Consider the following 21,586-nt stretch of genomic DNA (forward strand, 5'->3'; position numbering starts at 1 on the left):
GTGCGAGGAGGGCGACCCTAGTGGCTAACGAGGACAAGCTCCGGGACTACCTGAAGCGGGTCACGGTCGACCTGCAGAAGACCCGGCAGCGCCTGCACGAGGTGGAGGCGTCCGCGCACGAGCCGGTCGCGATCGTCGGCATGGCCTGCCGCTACCCCGGGGGCGTGGCGAGTCCCGAGGACCTGTGGCGGCTGGTGGAGTCCGGGACCGACGCCACCGGCGCGTTCCCGACCGACCGCGGCTGGGACCTGGAGTCGCTGTACGACCCCCAGTCGCTGCGCGAGGGCACCTCCTACACCTCGCGCGGCGGCTTCCTGTACGACGCGGCCGACTTCGACCCGACGTTCTTCGGCATCAGCCCCCGCGAGGCAATCGGCCTGGACCCCCAGCAGCGGCTGCTGCTGGAGGTCGCGTGGGAGACCCTGGAGCGCGCCGGCATCGACCCCGCCTCGCTCGCCGGCAGCCCGACCGGCGTGTTCACCGGCCTGATGTACCACGACTACCTGGGCAGCAACAGCTCCGGCAGCGTGGTCTCCGGCCGGGTCGCCTACACGCTGGGGCTGGAAGGGCCGGCGGTCACCGTCGACACCGCCTGCTCGTCGTCGCTCGTGGCGCTGCACCTGGCGATCCAGGCGCTGCGTCGGGGCGACTGCACGCTCGCGCTCGTCGGCGGCGTCTCGGTCATGGCGACGCCGCTGACGTTCGTCGAGTTCTCCCGCCAGCGCGGCCTGTCGCCGGACGGACGGTGCCGCTCGTACTCGGCGGACGCCGACGGCACCGGGTTCGCCGAGGGCGCCGGCGTGCTGCTGGTGGAGCGGCTGTCGGACGCGCTCGCGCACGGTCACCGCGTCCTGGCGGTCGTGCGGGGCTCCGCGGTCAACCAGGACGGCGCGTCGAACGGGCTGACCGCGCCGAACGGGCCGTCGCAGCAGCGGGTCATCGAGGCCGCGCTGGTCGACGCGGGCCTGTCGACGCGCCAGGTCGACGTGGTCGAGGGGCACGGCACCGGCACGACCCTCGGCGACCCGATCGAGGCGCAGGCGCTGCTCGCCACGTACGGCCAGGACCGGGAGGACCCGCTCTGGCTCGGCTCGGTCAAGTCGAACATCGGCCACACCCAGGCCGCCGCCGGGGTGGCCGGGGTCATCAAGATGGTGGAGGCGATCCGGCGCGGCGTCCTGCCCGCGACCCTGCACGCCGAGCAGCCGTCGGACCAGGTCGACTGGACGGCCGGGAACGTCCGGCTGCTGACCGCCGCCACGCCGTGGCCGCGTACCGGGCAGCCGCGCCGGGCCGCCGTCTCGTCGTTCGGGTTCAGCGGCACCAACGCGCACGTGATCGTGGAGCAGGCGCCGGCCGCCGCCGCGCCCGAGCCGGCCGCCGCGCCGGTGACGTCGCTGCTGCTCACCGCCCGCGACGCCAACGCGCTGCGGGACCAGGCACGGCGGCTCTCCGCCGTGGTGTCGCAGGTGGAGCCGGCCGAGCTGGGCTACGCCCTGGCCACCACCCGGTCCCGCTTCCCGCACCGGGCCGCGGTGCTCGGCGGCACCGCCGAGGAACTGGCCGCCGGCCTGGCCGCGCTGGCCCGCGACGAGCAGGCCGCCAACCTGGTCCGTGGCCGGGCGACGGACGGCCGGGTCGGGATGCTCTTCTCCGGGCAGGGCGCGCAGCGCCTCGGCATGGGCCGCGGGCTGTACGCGGCGTACCCGGAGTTCGCGGCGGCGTTCGACGAGGTGTGCGCCGCCCTGGACCCGCACCTGGACCGGCCGCTGCGCGAGGTCCTCGACACCGAGGAGCTGCACCGGACCGGCTGGACCCAGCCCGCCCTGTTCGCCGTCGAGGTGGCCCTGTACCGGCTCGTCCGGTCCTGGGGCGTCACCCCCTCGGTCCTGGCCGGGCACTCGATCGGCGAACTGGCCGCCGCGCACGTCGCGGGGGTGTTCCCGCTCGCCGACGCGGCCCGCCTGGTCGCGGCCCGGGGCCGGCTGATGCAGGCCCTGCCGGCGGGCGGGGCGATGCTCGCCGTGCAGGCCACCGAGGACGAGGTCGCGCCGCTGCTCGGCGCGGACGCCGACATCGCCGCCGTCAACGGGCCGGACTCGGTGGTCGTCTCGGGCACCGAGGAGGCGGTGGCGGCGGTGGCCGCGCGGTTCGCCGACCGGCGCACCCGGCGGCTGACCGTGTCGCACGCCTTCCACTCGCCGCTGATGGACCCGATGCTCGCGGAGTTCCGGGCGGTGGCCGAGACGATCTCGTACGCGCCGCCGACGATCCCGCTGGTCTCCACGGTCACCGGCGCGCCGGCGGGCGACGAACTGGCGACCCCGGAGTACTGGGTCGGGCAGGTCCGCGCGACCGTGCGCTTCGCGGACGCGGTACGCGCCGCCGCCGCGACCGGCGTCACGACGTTCCTCGAGCTGGGCCCGGACTCGGTGCTCGCCACCATGGCGGCCGACTGCCTGGACGGCGACGTGCTGGCCACGCCGGTGCTGCGCCGGGACCGCGACGAGCCGCCCGCCCTGGTGGAGGCGCTGGCACGGCTGGAGACCCGGGGCGTCACGATCGACCCGGAGGCGTTCTACCACCGGTCCGGTCCGTCCTGGGTCGACCTGCCGACGTACGCCTTCCAGCACGAGCGCTTCTGGCAGGACAGCGTCGAGCCGGCCGCCGTGGGCGAGGCCGGCGACGACGACGGCCTGTGGGCGGCGGTGGACAGCGGTGACCTCGACACGGTGGTCACCACGCTCGACGTGGACCCGCAGGCGCCCCTGGCGTCGGTGCTGCCCGCGCTCTCCGCGTGGCGCCGGGGCCGGCAGGAGCGGTCCGCGCTGGACGGCTGGCGTTACCAGGCGCGGTGGGAGCGCCGCCCCGGCGGCACGCCGGCGGCGCTGGCCGGCACCTGGCTGCTGGTGGTTCCCGAGCCGGCGGTGACGGGCGACGCGGGTGGCGCGGTCGCCGACGCGCTCGCCGCGCACGGTGCCACCGTCGTCACCACCGACCCGGCCGCCGTCGCGGACCACCTCGACGGGGAACTCGCCGGCGTGGTCTCCCTCCTCGCGCTCGACGAGGCGTTCCTGCCCGGGCACCCCGGCGTCCCGGCGGGCGCCGCGGCCACCCTCGACCTGATCCGTACGCTCGCCGGGCGGGGCGTCGCGCTGTGGTGCCTCACCCGTGGGGCCGTCACCACCTCCCCGGCCGACCCGGTGACCGGCGTCGCGCAGTCGCAGGTGTGGGGCCTCGGCCGGGTCGCCGCGCTGGAGCTGCCCGACACCTGGGGCGGCCTGGTCGACCTGCCCGCCGAGCTGGACGGGCGCTGCGCCGCCGCGCTGGCCGGCGTGCTCGCCGGCATCGGGGAGGACCAGGTAGCGGTGCGCCCGGACGGGGTGTTCGTCCGCCGGCTGCACCGCGCGCCGGTCAGCGGCAACCCGCGCTGGCGCGGCGCGTCCGGCACCGTCCTGGTCACCGGTGGCACCGGCACCCTCGGCATCGAGGTCGCCCGGCTGTACGCGCGGCACGGCGCCGAGCGGCTCGTCCTGCTGAGCCGGCGCGGCACCGCCCCCGCCGAACTCCTCGACGAGCTGCGCGGGCTGGGCCCGGAGGTCGACGTCGTGGCCTGCGACGTGGCCGACCGGGCGGCCCTGGAGGCGGTGGTCGACCGCTACCCCGACGTGCGCGCCGTGGTGCACGTGGCGGGGCTGGCCCAGCTCACCGGCATCGTGGACATGGACCTCGCCGAGTTCACCAATGTCGTCTCCGCGAAGGTCGCCGGCGCCGCCAACCTCGACGCGATCTTCGCCGAGCGGGACCTCGACGAGTTCGTGCTCTTCTCCTCCGTGGCCGGCGTCTGGGGCAGCGGCGGCCAGGCCGCCTACGCCGCCGGCAACGCCCACCTGTGCGCCCTCGCCGAGGCCCGGCGCGGCCGGGGACAGCCGGCCACCGCCCTCGCCTGGGGACCGTGGGCCGAGAGCACGCTGGTGGACGACGAGATCTCGGCCTCGCTGCGCAAGCGGGGCCTGGCGCCGATGGCGCCGGAGCGCGCCGTCGCGGCCATGCGTACCGCCCTGGCGGCCGGCGACACGGACGTGCTGCTCGCCGACGTGGACTGGGCCACCTTCGTGCCGTCGTTCACCGCGCTGCGGCCGAGCCGGCTGTTCGACGCCATCCCCGAGGCGGTCGCCGACGAGGCGCCGACCGACACGTCCACCTCGTCGGACTTCGCCCGCCGCCTCGCCGACCTGCCGGAGGCGGAGCGCCTCGACCACGTCGTCGGGCTGGTCCGCACCCAGGTCGCGCTCACGCTCGGCTACGCGGGCCCGGAGGCGGTCGAACCGGCCTCCGCGTTCAAGGAACTGGGCTTCGACTCGGTCACCGCCGTGGAGTTCCGCAACCGGATGGTGGAGGCCACCGGCGTACGGCTCTCCGCGGCCGTGGCCTTCGACTACCCGACCCCGGTCGCGCTGGCCGAGCACCTGTTGGAGACCGGTCGCACCGAGGTGGTCGTCGGCACCGTCGCCGCCGACGAGCCGATCGCCATCGTCGGCATGAGCTGCCGCTTCCCCGGCGGCGTCAGCTCGCCGGAGGAGCTGTGGACGCTGCTGCGCGAGGGTCGCGACGGCATCGGCCCGTTCCCCACCGACCGCGGCTGGGACCTCGACGGTCTGTTCCACCCCGACCCGGAGCACTCCGGGACCAGCTACGTCCGCGAGGGCGGCTTCCTCGCCGACCTGCCGGGCTTCGACGCGGCCTTCTTCGGCATCAGCCCCCGCGAGGCGGAGGCCATGGACCCGCAGCAGCGGCTGGTGCTGGAGGCGTCCTGGGCGGCCTTCGAGGACGCCGGCATCGACCCGACCACGCTGCGCGGCAGCGCGACCGGGGTGTACGTCGGCGCCAACAACATCGACTACGCCCGGATCACCGGCGCGGCCGGGGCGAGCGCGGAAGGCTTCATGGCCACCGGCAACGCCGCGAGCATCATGTCCGGTCGCCTCTCGTACGTGCTGGGGCTGGAGGGCCCGGCCGTGACGGTGGACACCGCCTGCTCGTCGTCGCTGGTCGCGATGCACCTGGCGGTGCGGGCGCTGCGCTCGGGCGAGTGCGCGATGGCGGTCGCGGGCGGCGTGACCGCCATGTCGACGCCGGGCGCGTTCCTGGAGTTCAGCCGGATGCGCGGGCTCGCCCCGGACGGGCGCTGCAAGGCGTTCGCGGCCGGCGCGGACGGCACCAACTGGGGCGAGGGCATCGGCGTGGTCGTGCTGGAGCGGCTCTCCGACGCGCTCGCCGCCGGCCACGAGGTGCTCGCCGTGGTACGCGGGACCGCCGTCAACCAGGACGGCGCGTCCAACGGGCTGACCGCGCCCAACGGGCCGGCGCAGCAGCGGGTCATCCGGCAGGCGCTCGCCGACGCCGGACTCTCCACCGCCGACGTGGACGTGGTGGAGGCGCACGGCACCGGCACGACGCTGGGCGATCCCATCGAGGTCGACGCGCTCTTCGCCACCTACGGCCGGGACCGCGCCGGGGACCGGCCGCTCTGGCTGGGCTCGGTGAAGTCGAACATCGGGCACACCCAGGCCGCCGCCGGCGTCGCCGGGGTGATCAAGATGGTGCTCGCGCTGCGGCACGGCGAGCTGCCCCGGACCCTGCACGTGGACGAGCCGACGGCGCACGTCGACTGGTCGGGCGGGGTGCGGCTGCTGGCCGAACCGCAGCCGTGGCGACGCAACGGCCACCCGCGTCGCGGCGGCGTCTCGTCGTTCGGGTTCAGCGGCACCAACGCCCACCTCGTCATCGAGGAGGCCCCGGAGGCGCCCGAGGCCGAGCGGTCGTACGACGACGGGCCGGTCGCGCTCGTGCTCTCCGCCCGCTCGGACGGCGCGCTGCGCCGGCAGGCCGCCGACATCGAACCGCTCCTGGCCGGGGTGGCGCCCCGCGACCTGGCGTACTCGCTCTCCCTGCGGGCCACCCACCCGCGCCGCGCGGTCGTGGTGGGCGGGCCCGACGAGCTGCGCGCCGGCCTCGCCGCGCTCGCGGCGGGGGAGCCCGCGCCGAACCTGGCCACCGGGGTCGCCGCCGGCACGCCGGGGAAGGTGGCCTTCTCCTTCCCCGGGCAGGGCTCGCAGTGGATCGGCATGGCCGTGGAGCTGCTCGACGCCTCCCCGGTGTTCGCCGCGCGGATGGCCGAGTGCGAGGCGGCGCTGGCGCCGCACGTCGACTGGTCCCTCGAGGCCGTCCTGCGGCGGGGGGAGGGGTTGGACCGGGTGGACGTCGTCCAGCCCGTCCTGTTCGCCGTCATGGTGTCGCTCGCGGCGCTGTGGCGCTCCCACGGGGTCGAGCCCGCCGCCGTGGTGGGGCACTCCCAGGGCGAGATCGCCGCCGCCTGCGTGGCGGGCGCGCTCTCCGTGGCGGACGCGGCCAGGGTCGTCGCCCTGCGCAGCCGGGCGCTGCTGCGCCTGTCCGGCAAGGGCGGCATGGTCTCCGTGCCGCTGCCGGTGGCCGAGGTGCGGGAGCGGCTGGAGCGCTTCGCCGGCCGGGTGACCGTGGCGACCGTCAACGGGCCGCGCTCGACGGTGGCGGCCGGCGAACTGGACGCCCTCGACGAGCTGCTGGCCGAGTGCCAGCGCGACGGCGTGCGCGCCAAGCGCATCGACGTGGACTACGCGTCGCACTCGGCGTACGTGGAGGAGCTGCACGAGGAGCTGCGCGACGTGCTGGCCGGGCTGGAGCCCCGCCGGCCCGAGGTGCCGCTCTACTCGACGGTGGACGACCGCTGGCTGGACGACGTCGCGATGGACGCCGAGTACTGGTACCGCAACCTGCGCCAGACCGTGTGGTACGAGCCCGCCATCCGGGCCCTGCTCGACGCGGGCGTCACCACGATCGTCGAGGTCAGCCCGCACCCCGTGCTGACCATCGGCGTGCAGGACGTCATCGACGACGCGGAGGCCGCCGCCACCGTGGTCGGCTCGCTGCGCCGCGACGAGGGGGGCCTGGCGCGCTTCCTGCTCTCCCTGGGCGAGGCGCACGTGCACGGCGTGCACCCCACGTGGGGGGTCGAGGGCGCGCGGCGGGTCCGGCTGCCCGGCTACCCGTTCCAGCACGAGCGGTACTGGCCGGCCGTCGGCACGGCCACCGCCGACGCGGCCGGGCTGGGGCTCGCCGCCACCGAGCACCCGCTGCTCGGCGCGGCGGTCGCGCTGGCCGACACCGACGGCTTGCTGTTCACCGGCCGCATCTCGGTGGCCGCGCACCCGTGGCTGGCCGACCACCGCGTCGGCGGGCAGGTGTTCGTGCCCGGGACCGCGCTCGTGGACCTCGCGGTCCGCGCGGGCGACGAGGTGGACTGCGGGCGGGTCGAGGAGCTGACCCTGACCGCGCCGCTGGTCCTGCCCGACAAGGGCGGGGTCCAGGTGCAGATGCGCGTCGGCGCGCCCGACGGGAACGGGCAGCGGCAGCTGACCGTCCACTCCCGGCCGGACGGGGTCGCCACCGACGCGGCGCCGTGGGTGCGCAACGGCGTGGGCCTGCTCGCCCCCGCGGAGCCGGCGGGCGGTTTCGACACCGCGTGGCCGCCGGCGGCCGAGCCCGTCGCGTCCGACGAGCTGTACGCCACCCTGGCCGCGGCCGGTCTCACGTACGGCCCGACGTTCCAGGGCGTACGCCGGGTGTGGCGGCAGGGCGAGGAGATCTTCGCCGAGGTGGCCCTGCCGGCGGAGGCCGCCCGGACGGCGGCCGGATACGGCCTGCACCCGGCGCTGCTCGACGCCGCCCTGCACCCGCTCGCGCTCGTCACCAGCGGCACCGAGGCGCTGCTGCCGTTCGAGTGGAGCGGCGTGACCGTGCACGCCGTCGGCGCGACGGAGTTGCGCGTCCGGCTGCGTCCGCGCGGCCGGAACACCGTCGCGGTGACCGTCGCCGACCAGAGCAACACCGTGGTCGCCGAGGTCGAGTCGCTGGTGCTGCGGGAGGCCACCGCCCCCGCGCAGCCGGGCACGCACCACGACGCCCTGTTCCGCCTGGAGTGGACCCCGGTCGCCGCGCCGGCGGCCGCGCCGGACGTCCGCTGGGCGGCGCTCGGCGGGTGCACCCTGCCGCAGGACGCCGGCCTCGTCACCGACACCTACCCGGACCTGGCGACGTTGCGGGCCCGGGTGGCCGACGGCGCGCCGACGCCCGCCCTGGTCGTGCTGCCCTGCGCGGCCGGCACGGCCGACGACCCCGCCGGGGCGGCCCACCGGGTCGTGCACGACACCCTCGCGGTGCTGCGCGAGTGGCTCGCCGACGAGCGGTTCGCCGACGCCCGGCTGGTCGTCGTCACCCGGGACGCGGTGAGCGTGCGGGAGGCGGCCCCCGACCTGGCCAGCTCGCCGGTGTGGGGCCTGCTCCGGTCGGCCCAGAGCGAGCACCCGGACCGCTTCGTCCTGCTCGACGTCGACGACCGGGAGCCGCACCGGGCGCTCGCGGCGGCGGTCGCGGCCGACGAGCCGCAGCTCGCCGTCCGCGACGGCGTCCTGCTGGCCCCACGGCTCGCCCGCGCCGCGGGCGGCTCCGCGCTGGCGGCGCCGCCGGCCGGGCGCTGGCGGCTGGACGTCACCGAACGCGGCACGCTGGACAACCTCGCGCTGCTGCCCGAGACGGAGGAGCCGCGCCCGCTGGGTGCGGGCCAGGTGCGCATCGCGATGCGGGCCGCCGGTCTGAACTTCCGGGACGTGCTGATCGCCCTCGACATGTACCCCGGCGGCGGCGTGATGGGCGGCGAGGGGGCGGGCGTGGTCGTCGAGACCGCGCCGGACGTGACCGGCGTCGCGGTCGGCGACCGGGTCATGGGCCTGTTCTACGGCGCCTTCGGCACCGAGGTGGTCACCGACGCGCGGATGGTCGTGCCGGTGCCGTCGGGCTGGTCGTTCGCCACGGCGGCGTCGACGCCGATCGCGTTCTGCACCGCCTACTACGCGCTCGTCGACCTGGCGCAGGTGAAGCCGGGGGAGCGGGTGCTGGTGCACGCCGCCGCCGGTGGCGTCGGCATGGCGGCGGTCCGGCTCGCCCGGCACCTCGGCGCGGAGGTGTACGGCACCGCCAGCACCGGCAAGTGGGACGCGCTGCGCGGGATGGGGCTGCCGGACACGCACATCGGTAACTCCCGCACGCTGGAGTTCGAGGAGCGCTTCGGCGCGGCCGGCATCGACGTGGTGATCGACTCGCTGGCGAAGGAGTTCGTCGACGCCTCGCTGCGCCTGCTCGGCGCGGGCGGCCGGTTCGTCGAGATGGGCAAGACCGACGTGCGGGACCCGGACCGGGTTGCCGCCGACCACCCGGGCGTCGCCTACCAGGCGTTCGACCTGCTCGCCATCGATCCGGACCGGGTCGGCGCGATCCTGCGCGACGTGGTCGCCCTGTTCGGCACGGGCGACCTCACGCCGCTGCCGGTGCGGCCGTACGACATCCGGCGCGCCCCGGAGGCGTTCCGGTTCATGTCCAAGGCCCGGCACGTCGGCAAGCTCGTGCTCACCGCGCCGCCCCGGCGGGACCCCGACGGCACGGTGCTCGTCACGGGCGGCACCGGCACCCTCGGCGGTCTGCTGGCGCGGCACCTGGTGACCCGGCGGGGGGTGCGGCACCTCCTGCTGACCAGCCGTCGTGGCCCCGACGCGCCGGGGGCCGCCGAGCTGGTGGCCGAGCTGACCTCGTACGGCGCGCAGGTCACCGTCGCGGCGTGCGACGCGGCGGACCGCGCGGCGCTGGCCGGGACCCTGGCCCGGGTGCCCGCCGCGCACCCGCTGACCGCCGTGGTGCACACGGCGGGCGTCCTCGACGACGGCCTGGTGGCCGCGCTGACCCCGGAGCAGGTCGAGGCGGTGCTGCGGCCCAAGGTCGACGCGGCGGTCAACCTGCACGAGCTGACCCTGGACGCCGAGCTGGCCGAGTTCGTCGTGTTCTCCGCGGCGGCCGGCACGATGGGCGGCCCCGGGCAGGGCAACTACGCGGCGGCGAACACCTTCCTGGACGCGCTGGTGGCGCGGCGCCGGGCGGCCGGGCTGCCCGCCCGTTCGCTCGCCTGGGGCCTGTGGAGCGAGGCGAGCGGGATGACCGCGCACCTCGACGCCAACGACCGCGCCCGGATGGCCCGCGTCGGGCTGCTGGAGCTGTCGGTGGAGCAGGGCATGGCGCTGTACGACGCGGCGGAGCTGATCGACGAGCCGCTGCTGGTGCCCATGCCGGTGGACCCGGCGGCGCTGCGCGAGCTGGGCCGGGCGGGCGTGCTGCCCGCGCTGCTGCGTGGCCTGGTGCGGGGCCCGTCCCGACGGTCGGTGGAGCAGTCGACGCAGTCGCCCGGCGCGCTGCGGGATCTCCTGGCGAGCCAGAGCGGCCCGCAGCGGCGGCACACCGCGCTGGAGTTCGTCAAGGCACAGGCCGCCGCCGTGCTCGGGCACGCCGGGGCGGGCGCGGTCGACCCCGACCGGCCGTTCACCGAGCTGGGCTTCGACTCGCTGACCGCGGTCGAGTTCCGCAACCGGCTGAAGGCGGCCACCGGCCTGAAGCTCTCCGCCACCATGGTGTTCGACCATCCGACCGCCACGGCGCTCACGGACCACCTGCTGGCCGGGCTGGCCCCGGCCGAGGTGGACCCGGCCGCGGGGCTGTTGGCCGAGCTGGACCGGCTGGAACGCTCGTTCGCCCAGGCCGGCGCGGCGGGCCTGGAGGACGCGGTCAAGGCACGGATTACCGAACGGTTGCACGCGGTGATGTCGAATTGGCGTGGCAGGTCCGACGTGGACGCCGAACCCGACGGACCGGACGTGGGCCTGGTGCTGAAGACCGCCTCCGCCGACGAGCTGTTGCGGTTCATCGACGACGAACTCGGCGCCGCCTGAACCGCACGCGCTGAGGAGGGCTTACTGATGGCGAACGAAGAGCAGCTTGTCGAGTACCTCCGGCGCGTGACGGCCGATCTGCACGAGACGCGGCGGAAGCTGCGTACCGCCACGGAGCGGGAGCCGATCGCCATCGTCGGCATCGGCTGCCGCTTCCCCGGCGGCGTACGCTCCGCCGACGACCTGTGGGAGCTGGTGTCGTCCGGCGGCGACGGCATCACCGACTTCCCCACCAACCGGGGCTGGGACCTGGACGAGCTGTTCGACCCGGACGGCGGCACCGGCACCAGCTACGTGCGGCGGGGCGGCTTCATCCCGGACGCGACCGACTTCGACGCGGGCTTCTTCGGCATCAGCCCGCGCGAGGCGCTCGCCATGGACCCGCAGCAGCGGTTGATGCTGGAGACCTCGTGGGAGGCGTTCGAGCACGCCGGGATCGACCCGCACTCGCTGCGGGGCAGCCGGACCGGCGTCTTCGTCGGCGCGAACAGCGTCGAGTACCTGAACGCCATGCAGCGCGATGTCGACGCGCTGATCGGCTACACGATGACCGGGGTCGCGGGCAGCGTCGTGTCCGGCCGGGTGTCGTACGTGCTGGGGCTGGAGGGCCCCGCCGTCACCGTGGACACGGCCTGCTCGTCGTCGCTGGTGGCGGTGCACGTGGCCGCGCACGCGCTGCGCAGCGGCGACTGCGACCTGGCGCTGGCCGGCGGCACCTGCGTCATCTCCACCCCCGGCACGTTCGTGGAGTTCTCCAGCCAGAAGGGGCTCGCCCCGGACGGTCGGGTGAAGGCGTTCGCCTCGGCGGCGGACGGCACGGCGTTCGGCGAGGGTGTCGGCGTACTCGTGCTGGAGAAGCTGTCGGACGCGCGCCGCAACGGGCACCGCGTCCTGGCGGTGGTGCGCGGCTCGGCCGTCAACCAGGACGGCGCGTCGAACGGCCTCACCGCGCCGAACGGGCCGTCGCAGCAGCGGGTCATCCGGGCCGCGCTGGCGAACGCCGGGCTCACCACGGCCGACGTGGACGCGGTGGAGGCGCACGGCACGGGCACCACGCTGGGCGACCCGATCGAGGCCCAGTCGCTCATCGCCACCTACGGCCAGGAACGGGACCGGCCGCTCTGGCTCGGCTCGGTGAAGTCGAACCTCGGGCACACCCAGGCCGCCGCCGGCGTCGCCGGCATGATCAAGATGGTCATGGCGCTGCGGCACGAGGAGCTGCCCCGCACCCTGCACGTCGACAAGCCGTCGCACCACGTGGACTGGGCCGAGGGCGCGGTCCAGCTGCTCAGCGAGCCGGTGCGGTGGCCACGGGGCGACAACCCGCGGCGCGCGGGCGTCTCGTCGTTCGGCATCTCGGGCACCAACGCGCACGTGCTGATCGAGGAGCCACCGGCCGCCGAGGCCCCGGAGAGCGCCCCGCCGGCCGAGGGCCCCACCACGTGGGTGCTGTCGGCCCGGACCGAGGCGGCGCTGCGCGACCAGGCGGTCCGGCTGCGCGAGCGCCTGACCGACGACCTCGACGCGCACGACGTCGCGTACGCGCTCGCCAGCACCCGCGCCCGCCTCCCGCACCGCGCCGTCCTCGTCGGGGACCGCGACGAGCTGTCCACCGCGCTCGACGCCCTCGCGGACGGCGGCGCCGCCCGCAACCTCGTCACCGGGCTCGCCGACGCCGGCGACCGCACCGCCTTCCTCTTCCCCGGCCAGGGCTCGCAGTGGCTGGGCATGGCCGCCGAGCTGCTGGAGACCTCACCCGTCTTCGCCGCCCGGATGGCGGAGTGCGCCACCGCCGTGGACCGGCACACCGACTGGTCGCTGCTCGACGTGCTGCGCGGCGTCCCGGGCGCCGCCTCCCTGGACCGGGTCGACGTCGTCCAGCCCGCGCTGTTCGCGATGATGGTCTCGCTGGCGGCGGTGTGGCGCTCGCACGGCGTCGAGCCCGCCGCCGTCGTCGGACACTCCCAGGGCGAGATCGCCGCCGCCTGCGTGGCCGGCGCGCTCTCCCTGGACGACGCCGCCCTGGTGGTGACCCGGCGCAGCCAGCTGATCGCCGTGGACCTCGCCGGACGGGGCGGCATGGTGTCCGTCTCCGAGCCGGTCGCCAAGGTCGCCCGGCGGCTGCGGCCCGGGCTGTCGGTCGCCGCCGTGAACGGGCCGTCCACCGTGGTCGTCTCCGGCGCGCCCGAGGCGCTCGACGAGCTGCTTGCCGAGTGCGAGCGTGACGGGGTCCGCGCGCGGCGGATCGACGTCGACTACGCGTCGCACTCGGCGCACGTCGAGTCGATGCGCGAGGAGCTGCTCCGGGTCCTCGCCCCCGTGCGGCCCCGCACCAGCGACGTCCCGCTCTACTCGACCGTCACCGGTGAGCTGCTCGACACCGCCGAGCTGGTCGCCGAGTACTGGTACCGCAACCTGCGGCAGACCGTCGAGTTCGAGCAGACCGTACGCGGCGTCATCGCCGACGGCATCGACTCCTTCGTCGAGGTCAGCTCGCACCCGGTGCTCGTACCCGCCGTGCAGGACCTGCTCGACGAGGCGGGCGGCGGCTCGGTCGTCGGCACGCTGCGCCGCGACGAGGGCGGCGTGCGCCGGTTCCTGCTGTCGCTCGGTCAGGCGCACACCCGTGGTGTGCAGCCGGACTGGGCCACGCTGGTCACCGCCCCGGCCCGGCCGGTCGCCCTGCCGACGTACGCCTTCCAGCGCCGGACCTACTGGCCCAGCGGCGCGGGCGGCCCGGTCGACGCCACCGGCCTCGGCCTGGGCTCCACCGGACACCCGCTGCTCGGCGCGACCGTGTCGCTCGCCGGCGCGGACGGGGTGCTGCTCACCGGCCGGCTGTCGACCTCGGCGCACCCGTGGCTCGCCGACCACCGGGTGGCGGGCCGGATCTTCCTGCCCGGCACGGCCTTCGTCGAGCTGGCGATCCGCGCGGGCGACGAGGTGGGCGCCACCGAGGTCGAGGAGCTGACGCTCGAAGCGCCCCTGGTGGTGCCGGAGCGGGGCGCGGTGCAGGTCCAGCTCCGCGTCGGCGAGCCCGGCCCGGACGGCGCCCGGCGGCTGACCGTGCACTCGCGGCCCGACGGCGACGGCCCGTGGACCCGGCATGCCACCGGCACCCTGGGCGCCGGCGCGCCCGGCGCCGTCGACCGTGCCGCGGCCCCGGCGGGCGTCTGGCCGCCCGAGGGCGCGGAGGCGCTGGACACCGCCGAGCTGTACGACCGGTTCGCCGCGCTCGACGTGACGTACGGCCCCGCCTTCGGCGGCCTCGGCTCGGTGTGGCGCCGGGGCGACGAGGTGTTCGCCGAGGTCACCGCCCCCGAGGGGGCGAAGGTCGCCGGCTTCGGCCTGCACCCCGCGGTGCTCGACGCGGCGCTGCACCCGCTCGGCCTGGGCGTGTTCACCTCGGACGACGGCGAGGGCGGGCCCTGGCTGCCGTTCGCCTGGCACGGGGTGACCCTGCACGCCACCGGCGCCGCCCGGCTCCGGGTCACCATCCGGCCGGCCGGCCCGAACGCCGTCGCGGTGACCGTCGCCGACCAGGCCGGCGCGCCGGTCGCCACGATCGACACGCTGGCCGTCCGCCGCCTGCCCGCGAGCGCGCTCGCCGACCTGACCAACCCGCGCCACCAGGCGATGCACGTGCTCGACTGGGTGCCCGTCCCGGTGGCCGACGGCGGGGCCACAGCCACGGTCGCGGTCGTGGGCGGCGAGCTGCCCGGCGCCACCGCGTACGACAGCCTCGCCGCGATCGCCGAGGTCCCCGACTACGTGGTCCTCCCGGTCGCCCAGGACGGCGACGACCTCATCGGGGCCACGTACCGGGCGGTGGAGCGCACCCTCGCCGCCACCCAGGAGTGGCTCGCCGACGACCGGTTCGCCGCCGCCCGTCTGGCCGTCCTGACCGAAGGGGCCACCGACGCCACCGAGCCCGCGCTCGCCGCCGTGTGGGGCCTGCTGCGCTCGGCCCAGTCCGAGAACCCCGGCCGGATCGTGCTCGTCGACGTCGCCGGCGGGCAGTGGGCGCCGAACCTCGTGCCCGCGCTGCGCTCGGGCGAGCCGCAGCTCGCCCTGCGCGGCACCGAGGTCCTCGTGCCCCGCCTCGCGAAGGCGTCCGGGCAGCCGGGCACGCCGCCGGAGATCACCGGCACCGTCCTCGTCACGGGGGCGTCGGGCACGCTCGGTCGTCTCGTCGCCCGGCACCTTGTCGCGCGGCACGGCGTACGTCGGCTCGTGCTCGCCGGCCGCCGTGGCATGACCGAGGACCTGGCGACGCTGCACGAGGAGCTGACCGCCCAGGGCGTCGACGTGACGGTCGCCGCCTGCGACGCCGCCGACCGCGAGGCGTTGGCCGCGCTCGTCGCGGAGCATCCGCCCACGGCGGTCGTGCACACGGCCGGCGTCCTGGACGACGGGATGATCCCGTCGCTCACCCCCGAGCGGGTCGCGACCGCGCTGCGCCCCAAGGTCGACGCGCTCGTCAACCTGCACGAGCTGGCCGGCGACCTGAGCGCCTTCGTCGTGTTCTCCTCGGCCGCGGGCGTCCTCGGCGGCCCCGGGCAGGGCAACTACGCGGCGGCCAACGCGTTCGTCGACGCGTTCGCCGCCCACCGGCGCGCCCGGGGCCTGCCCGCGGTGTCGCTGGCGTGGGGCATGTGGGAGCAGCGCACCGGCCTCACCGGCGCCCTCGACGACGCCGACCTCGCCCGGATGCGGCGCTCCGGCGTGCGGCCGCTCTCCACCGAGGACGGGCTCGCGCTCCTCGACGAGGCGCTCTCCGCGCCCGAGCCGGCCCTCGTGCCGATCCACCTGGACCTCGCCGCCCTGCGGGAGCAGGCGACCGGCGGCGTGCTGCCCCCGGTGCTGCGCGGCCTGGTCCGCACCCCGGCGCGACGCCAGGTCTCCGCCGACGCCGCGGCGGCCTCCGACCTGGTCGCGTCCCTTGCCGGTCGCGGCCCGGCCGAGCGGCGCAAGGAGCTGGTCGACATCGTCCGTACGCAGGTCGCGGTCGTGCTCGGGCACGGCGGCGCCGAGGCGGTCGGCGCGACGAAGGCGTTCAAGGAGCTGGGCTTCGACTCGCTCACCGCCGTCGAGTTCCGCAACCGCCTCAACGCGGTCGTCGGCCTGCGGCTGCCCGTCACGCTGGTCTTCGACTACCCGAACCCGACGGTGCTGGCCGAGCACCTGGACGCGGAACTCTTCGCCGGCGGGTCGGCCGCCGCCGTGGTCGTGGCCACGTCCGACGGCACCGACGACCCCATCGCGATCGTCGGCATGGGCTGCCGGTTCCCCGGCGGCGCCAGCTCGCCGGAGAAGCTGTGGGACCTGGTCGCGGGGGGCGTCGACGCGGTGGCCGGCTTCCCGACCGACCGCGGCTGGGACATCGACAACCTCGTCGACCCGGATCCGGACAAGCCCGGCCGCACCTACTGCGGGGAGGGCGCCTTCCTGTACGACGCGGCCTGGTTCGACGCCGAGTTCTTCGGCATCTCCCGCCGCGAGGCCCTGGCCATGGACCCGCAGCAGCGGCTGTTCCTGGAGACCTCGTGGGAGGCCGTCGAGCGGGCCGGCATCGATCCCAGCAGCCTGCGCGGCAGCCGTACCGGGGTGTTCGCCGGCCTGATGTACCACGACTACAGCGCGCACCTTCAGCACCTGCCGCCCGAGCTCGACGGCTTCATCGGCACCGGCGTCGCCGGCGGCGTGGTCTCCGGCCGGGTGTCGTACGCGCTGGGGCTGGAGGGGCCGGCGGTCACCGTCGACACGGCGTGCTCGTCGTCGCTGGTCACCCTGCACCTGGCCGCCCAGTCGCTGCGCCGGGGCGAGTGCGCGCTCGCCCTCGCCGGTGGCGTGACCGTGCTCGCGACGCCCAACGCGTTCATCGACTTCAGCCGCCAGCGGGCCCTCGCCCCGGACGGCCGGTGCAAGTCCTTCGCCGCCGGCGCCGACGGCACCGGCTGGGGTGAGGGCGTCGGGGTGCTGGTGCTCGAGAAGCTCTCCGACGCGCGCCGTAACGGCCACCCGGTGCTCGCCGTCGTGCGCAGCACCGCGGTCAACCAGGACGGCGCGAGCAACGGCATGACCGCGCCGAACGGGCCGTCGCAGCAGCGCCTGGTCAACCAGGCGCTCGCCGACGCGGGGCTGCGACCGGCCGACGTGGACGCCGTCGAGGCGCACGGCACCGGCACCACCCTGGGCGACCCGATCGAGGCCCGGTCGCTCATCGCGACGTACGGCCGCGACCGGGGCGAGCACCCGCTCTGGGTCGGCTCGATCAAGTCGAACATCGGGCACACCCAGGCCGCCGCCGGCGTCGCCGGGGTGATCAAGATGGTGGAGGCGATCCGGCACGGCGTGCTGCCGCCGACGCTGCACGTCGACGCCCCGTCGCCGCACGTGGACTGGGCCGACGGGGCGGTCCGGCTGCTGACCGGGGCGGTGCCCTGGCCGGAGACGGGACGCCCGCGCCGCGCCGGCGTCTCCTCGTTCGGCATCTCCGGCACCAACGCGCACGCGATCATCGAACAGGCGCCCGAGCCGGTGGTGGTGGACTCGACGGCCCAGGTGCCGGTGGTGCCCCTGGTGGTGTCCGGCCGGGACCAGGCCGCGTTGCGGGACCAGGCGGCCCGGCTCGCCGCCCACCTCACCGACGAGGCGTCCGCCGTGGACGCCGGATTCTCGCTCGCCACCACCCGTACCGCCCTGCGGCACCGGGCGGCCGTGCTCGGCCGGGACCTGGCCGAGCTGCGCGCCGGACTGTCCGCGCTGGCCCGTGGCGAGAACGCCCCCGGGGTGGTCGGCGGGGTCGCCGACACCGCCGGGGCGACCGCCGTGCTCTTCACCGGTCAGGGGGCGCAGCGGGTCGGGATGGCGGGGGAGCTGATGGGCTTCCCGGTGTTCGCGGCGGCGTTCGACGAGGTGTGTGGTGCGTTGGACGAGCACCTGGAGCGGCCGTTGCGGGAGGTGTTGGGCACCGAGGAGGTGCACCTGACGGGGTGGGCGCAGCCGGCGTTGTTCGCGGTGGAGGTGGCGCTGTTCCGGTTGTTCGAGTCGTGGGGGGTGCGGCCGGACTTCGTGGCGGGGCACTCGATCGGTGAGCTGGCGGCGGCACACGTGGCGGGGGTCCTCACCCTGCCGGACGCCGCCCGGCTGGTGGCCGCCCGCGGCCGGCTGATGCAGGCGCTGCCCGCCGGCGGCGCGATGGTGGCCGTACGCGCCACGGAGGACGAGGTCGCGCCGCTGCTCTCCGACGCCGTGGCGGTCGCCGCCGTCAACGGCCCCACCTCGGTCGTGCTCTCCGGCGAGGAGACCGCCACCCTGGCGGTCGCCGAGGAACTGGCCGGCGGCGGTCGCAAGACCAGACGGCTCACCGTGTCGCACGCGTTCCACTCGCCGCTGATGGAACCCATGCTCGACGAGTTCCGCGCGGTGGCCGGGTCCGTCACCCACCACCCACCGACGATCCCTGTGCTCTCCACGGTCACCGGCGAGCCCGCCGAGCTGACCCCGGAGTACTGGGTGCGTCAGGTGCGGGCGACCGTGCGGTTCGCCGCGGCGGTCGAGGCGCTGGCGGCACGCGGCGTACGCACCTTCCTCGAACTGGGCCCGGACGCGGTGCTCACCGCGCTCGGCCGGGAGTGCGTGGCGGAGGCCGAGTTCGTGCCCGCGCAGCGCGCCGACCGGGACGGGCAACTGGTGGCGACCGAGGCGCTCGCCCGCCTGCACAACCGCGGCGTACCCGTCGACTGGCCGGCCTTCTTCGCCGGCGCGCGCCCGGTCGACCTGCCCACGTACGCCTTCCAGCGCACCCGCCTGTGGCCGGACGCGCCCGCCGTCGCCGCGCCGGGCGACGACTTCTGGGCCGCCGTCGACCGCGACGACCTGGGCGCGCTGCTGGGCCTGGACGACTCCGCGACCCTGAAGGACGTCGCGGTGGCGCTGGCGTCGTGGCGACGCGGGCCCGCGCCCGGCTACCAGCTGCGCTGGTCCCCGGTCACGGAGCTGCCGGTGGCCGCGCTGCGAGGCGTGTGGCTGGTGCCGGCGGACGCCGAACGGATCGCCGAGGCGATGACCCGGCACGGCGCCGACGTGCGCGTGTACCGCGACGGCACGGCGGACGAGCTGCTCGACCTGACGCCGGAGCACGTGGCCGCGGGGCTGCTGACCACCTCCGCCGGCCCCACCCCGGCCGGGCTGCTGCGGGCCCTCGACGAGGCCCGCGTCGAGGCTCCCGTGTGGTGCCTGACCCGGGGCGCGGTCGCGGTCACCCCCACCGAGCGGATCGCCGACCCGCACGGGGCGGCGGCGTACGGCTTCGGCCGCTCGACCGCCCTCGCCACGCCCCGGGCCTGGGGCGGGGTCGTCGACCTGCCCGAGACGCTCGACGACCGGACGCTGACCGCCCTGTGCCGGGTGCTCACCCGGGGTGCCGGCGAGGACCAGGTGGCGCTGCGCTCGGCGGGCGTCTTCGCCCGCCGGCTCGTCGCGGCCCCCGCGCCGACCGGTGAGCCGTGGCGGCCGGCGGGCCCGGTCGCGCTGCACGGCGGGCCGCTGGCGGACCGGATCGCCGCCCTGCTGGAGGCGGCGGGCGCGACGGTCACCACGGGGGCCGCCGACACGGTGGTCGTCACCAGCGACGCCGACGACCCGGTCGCGACCGCCCTCGCCGCCCGCGCCGAGCGGCTCGTGCTCGTGCACACGGTCGACGAGATGTTCGGCGTCGCCGGCGCCGCCGAGACGGCGGCCGTGTTCGACGCGATCGCCCAGCAGCGCGACGGGGTGGTGTCGATCGCGGTCGGTCCGGACCTCACCGTCGAGCAGTTCGGCGCGGCGGTGGGCGCGGGCGCGGTCGGCCGGGTCGCCGCCGCCGTGGACTGGCCCTCGTTCGTGCCCGACTACACCCGGTACCGGCCGAGCCCGCTGCTGCGGGACCTGCCGGACGCGATGCGCCACATCACCGAGGCCGCCGAGGACACGCTCGACGCCGACAGCCCCGACGCGTTGCGCCGGCTGCTCGACGGCGCCGACGAGGCCGAGACCCGCGCGGTGCTGTCCCACGTGGTGCGGGCCCAGACCGCGTACACGCTCGGTCTGCCGTCGGCCGCCACGGTCGACGAGAACCAGGAGTTCCTCGACATCGGTTTCTCCTCGCTCACGGCCGTGGAGCTGCGGCGCCGGCTGGAGGCCCTCACCGGGCTGGAGCTGACGGCCGCGCTCGTCTACGACCACCCGACGCCTGCCGAGGTGGTCGAGGAACTGCTCGCCCAGCGGGCCCTCGTCGCGTAGCCGACCCCCACGACGTGGCGCGGCCCCTTCCTCACCCCCCTCACAGAAGGAAGCCCACATGAGCAAGTCCGCTCGGATGAGCAGCCTGATCAAGCCGCCCAAGGTGGCGTGGAACCCGACCGAACGCCGGCTGCTGCGCGCGGCGGGCATCGCCGACCTGCGCGCCACCGCCCGCAGGGCCGTGCCCCGGATGGTGTTCGACTACTGCGACGGGGCGGCGGACAGCGAGCGCAGCCTCGACCGCGCGCGGGAGACGTTCGCCAACATCGAGTTCCAGCCGTCGGTGCTGCGCGACGTGTCCAACCTGGACACCAGCCGGACGGTGCTCGGCAAGCGGCAGAAGCTGCCGTTCGCCCTGGCGCCCGTCGGGTTCAACCGGGTGATGCACGCCGAGGGCGAGCCGGCGGTCGCCTCGGTCGCGCAGCAGTTCGGCGTGCCGTACTCCGTCTCCACGCTCGCCACCACGTCGCTGGCGGACGTCGCCGCCGCCGCGCCGGAGGGCCGGCACTGGTTCCAGCTGTACTTCGCCGAGGACCGGGCGATGGTCAAGGAGTTGATCGCGCTCGCCGAGGAGGCGAAGTTCGACACCATCCTGCTGACGCTGGACACGCCGATCTCCGTGCCGCGCCGCCGCGACATCCGCAACGGGCTCACCATCCCGCCGTCGATGAGCATCGGCACCATCGCCGAGGCGTTCCTGCACCCGGGCTGGTGGATGCGGCAGTGGCGGGCCGGCACCCCGTCCCCGCAGGTGCTCAAGGCGACCGGCGGGTCCGCCTCCGACATGATCAAGAGGGTGTTCAACCCGCGACTGTCCATCGACGACGTCGAGTGGCTGCGCGGCGCCTGGTCGGGCAAGCTCGTCGCCAAGGGCGTGCAGAGCGTCGCCGACGCCAAGCGGGTCGCGGACGTCGGGGTCGACGGGGTGTGGCTCTCCACGCACGGCGGACGCAAGCTCGACCGGGCCCCGGTGCCCGTCGAACTGCTGCCGCACGTGGTCGACGAGGTCGGCGACCGGGTCGAGGTGCTCGTCGACACCGGCATCACCTCGGGCGCGGACATCGTCGCCGCGATCGCGCTGGGCGCCACCGCCGCCGTGGTCGGCCGGGCCTACCAGTACGGGCTGATGGCCGGCGGCCGGCGTGGCGTCGTACGGGCCATGGAGATCCTGAGCCGGGAGATCGAGGTCACCATGAAGCTGCTCGGGGTCTCCTCGGTGGGCGAGCTGAACCGTTCGCACGTCAGGTTCCGCTGATTCCCGCGGTTCTCGGTTCCCGGATGGACCGCCGCGAAGGGCGGATGGTGGCCGTTCGTGGCGGTCTCTTCACGGGTGGTGAGGGGTGTCGGTAGGGGTTACCCCTCCCGGAGCCCTTCGTAATGATCGGACTGTCGTATTTCGGGGCGTACGTGGAGGTTATTTGTGGCACGCATGG

The 21,586-nt window shown here is 75.9% G+C and carries 2 protein-coding genes and 1 pseudogene; all 3 read left to right on the top strand.

The features are described 5' to 3' along the window. Positions 1-59: 59 nt before the first annotated feature. A pseudogene (locus tag ACLQ22_RS30230) lies at positions 60-10,868 on the top strand (type I polyketide synthase); the annotation flags it as partial. A gap of 27 nt (positions 10,869-10,895) precedes the next feature. Continuing rightward, the gene (locus ACLQ22_RS30235; protein ID WP_425695308.1) at positions 10,896-20,153 is read left to right on the top strand and encodes a type I polyketide synthase; all 9,258 of its coding nucleotides are present in this window, start codon (positions 10,896-10,898) and stop codon (positions 20,151-20,153) included. A 58-nt stretch (positions 20,154-20,211) separates the two neighbouring features. Then, complete coding sequence (locus ACLQ22_RS30240) at positions 20,212-21,408, top strand: alpha-hydroxy acid oxidase (protein WP_425695309.1); 1,197 nt, start codon at positions 20,212-20,214, stop codon at positions 21,406-21,408. Positions 21,409-21,586 lie beyond the last annotated feature (178 nt).

Origin of the sequence: Micromonospora sp. DT178 (assembly GCF_049841695.1) — a bacterium.
Classification (GTDB): domain Bacteria; phylum Actinomycetota; class Actinomycetes; order Mycobacteriales; family Micromonosporaceae; genus Micromonospora.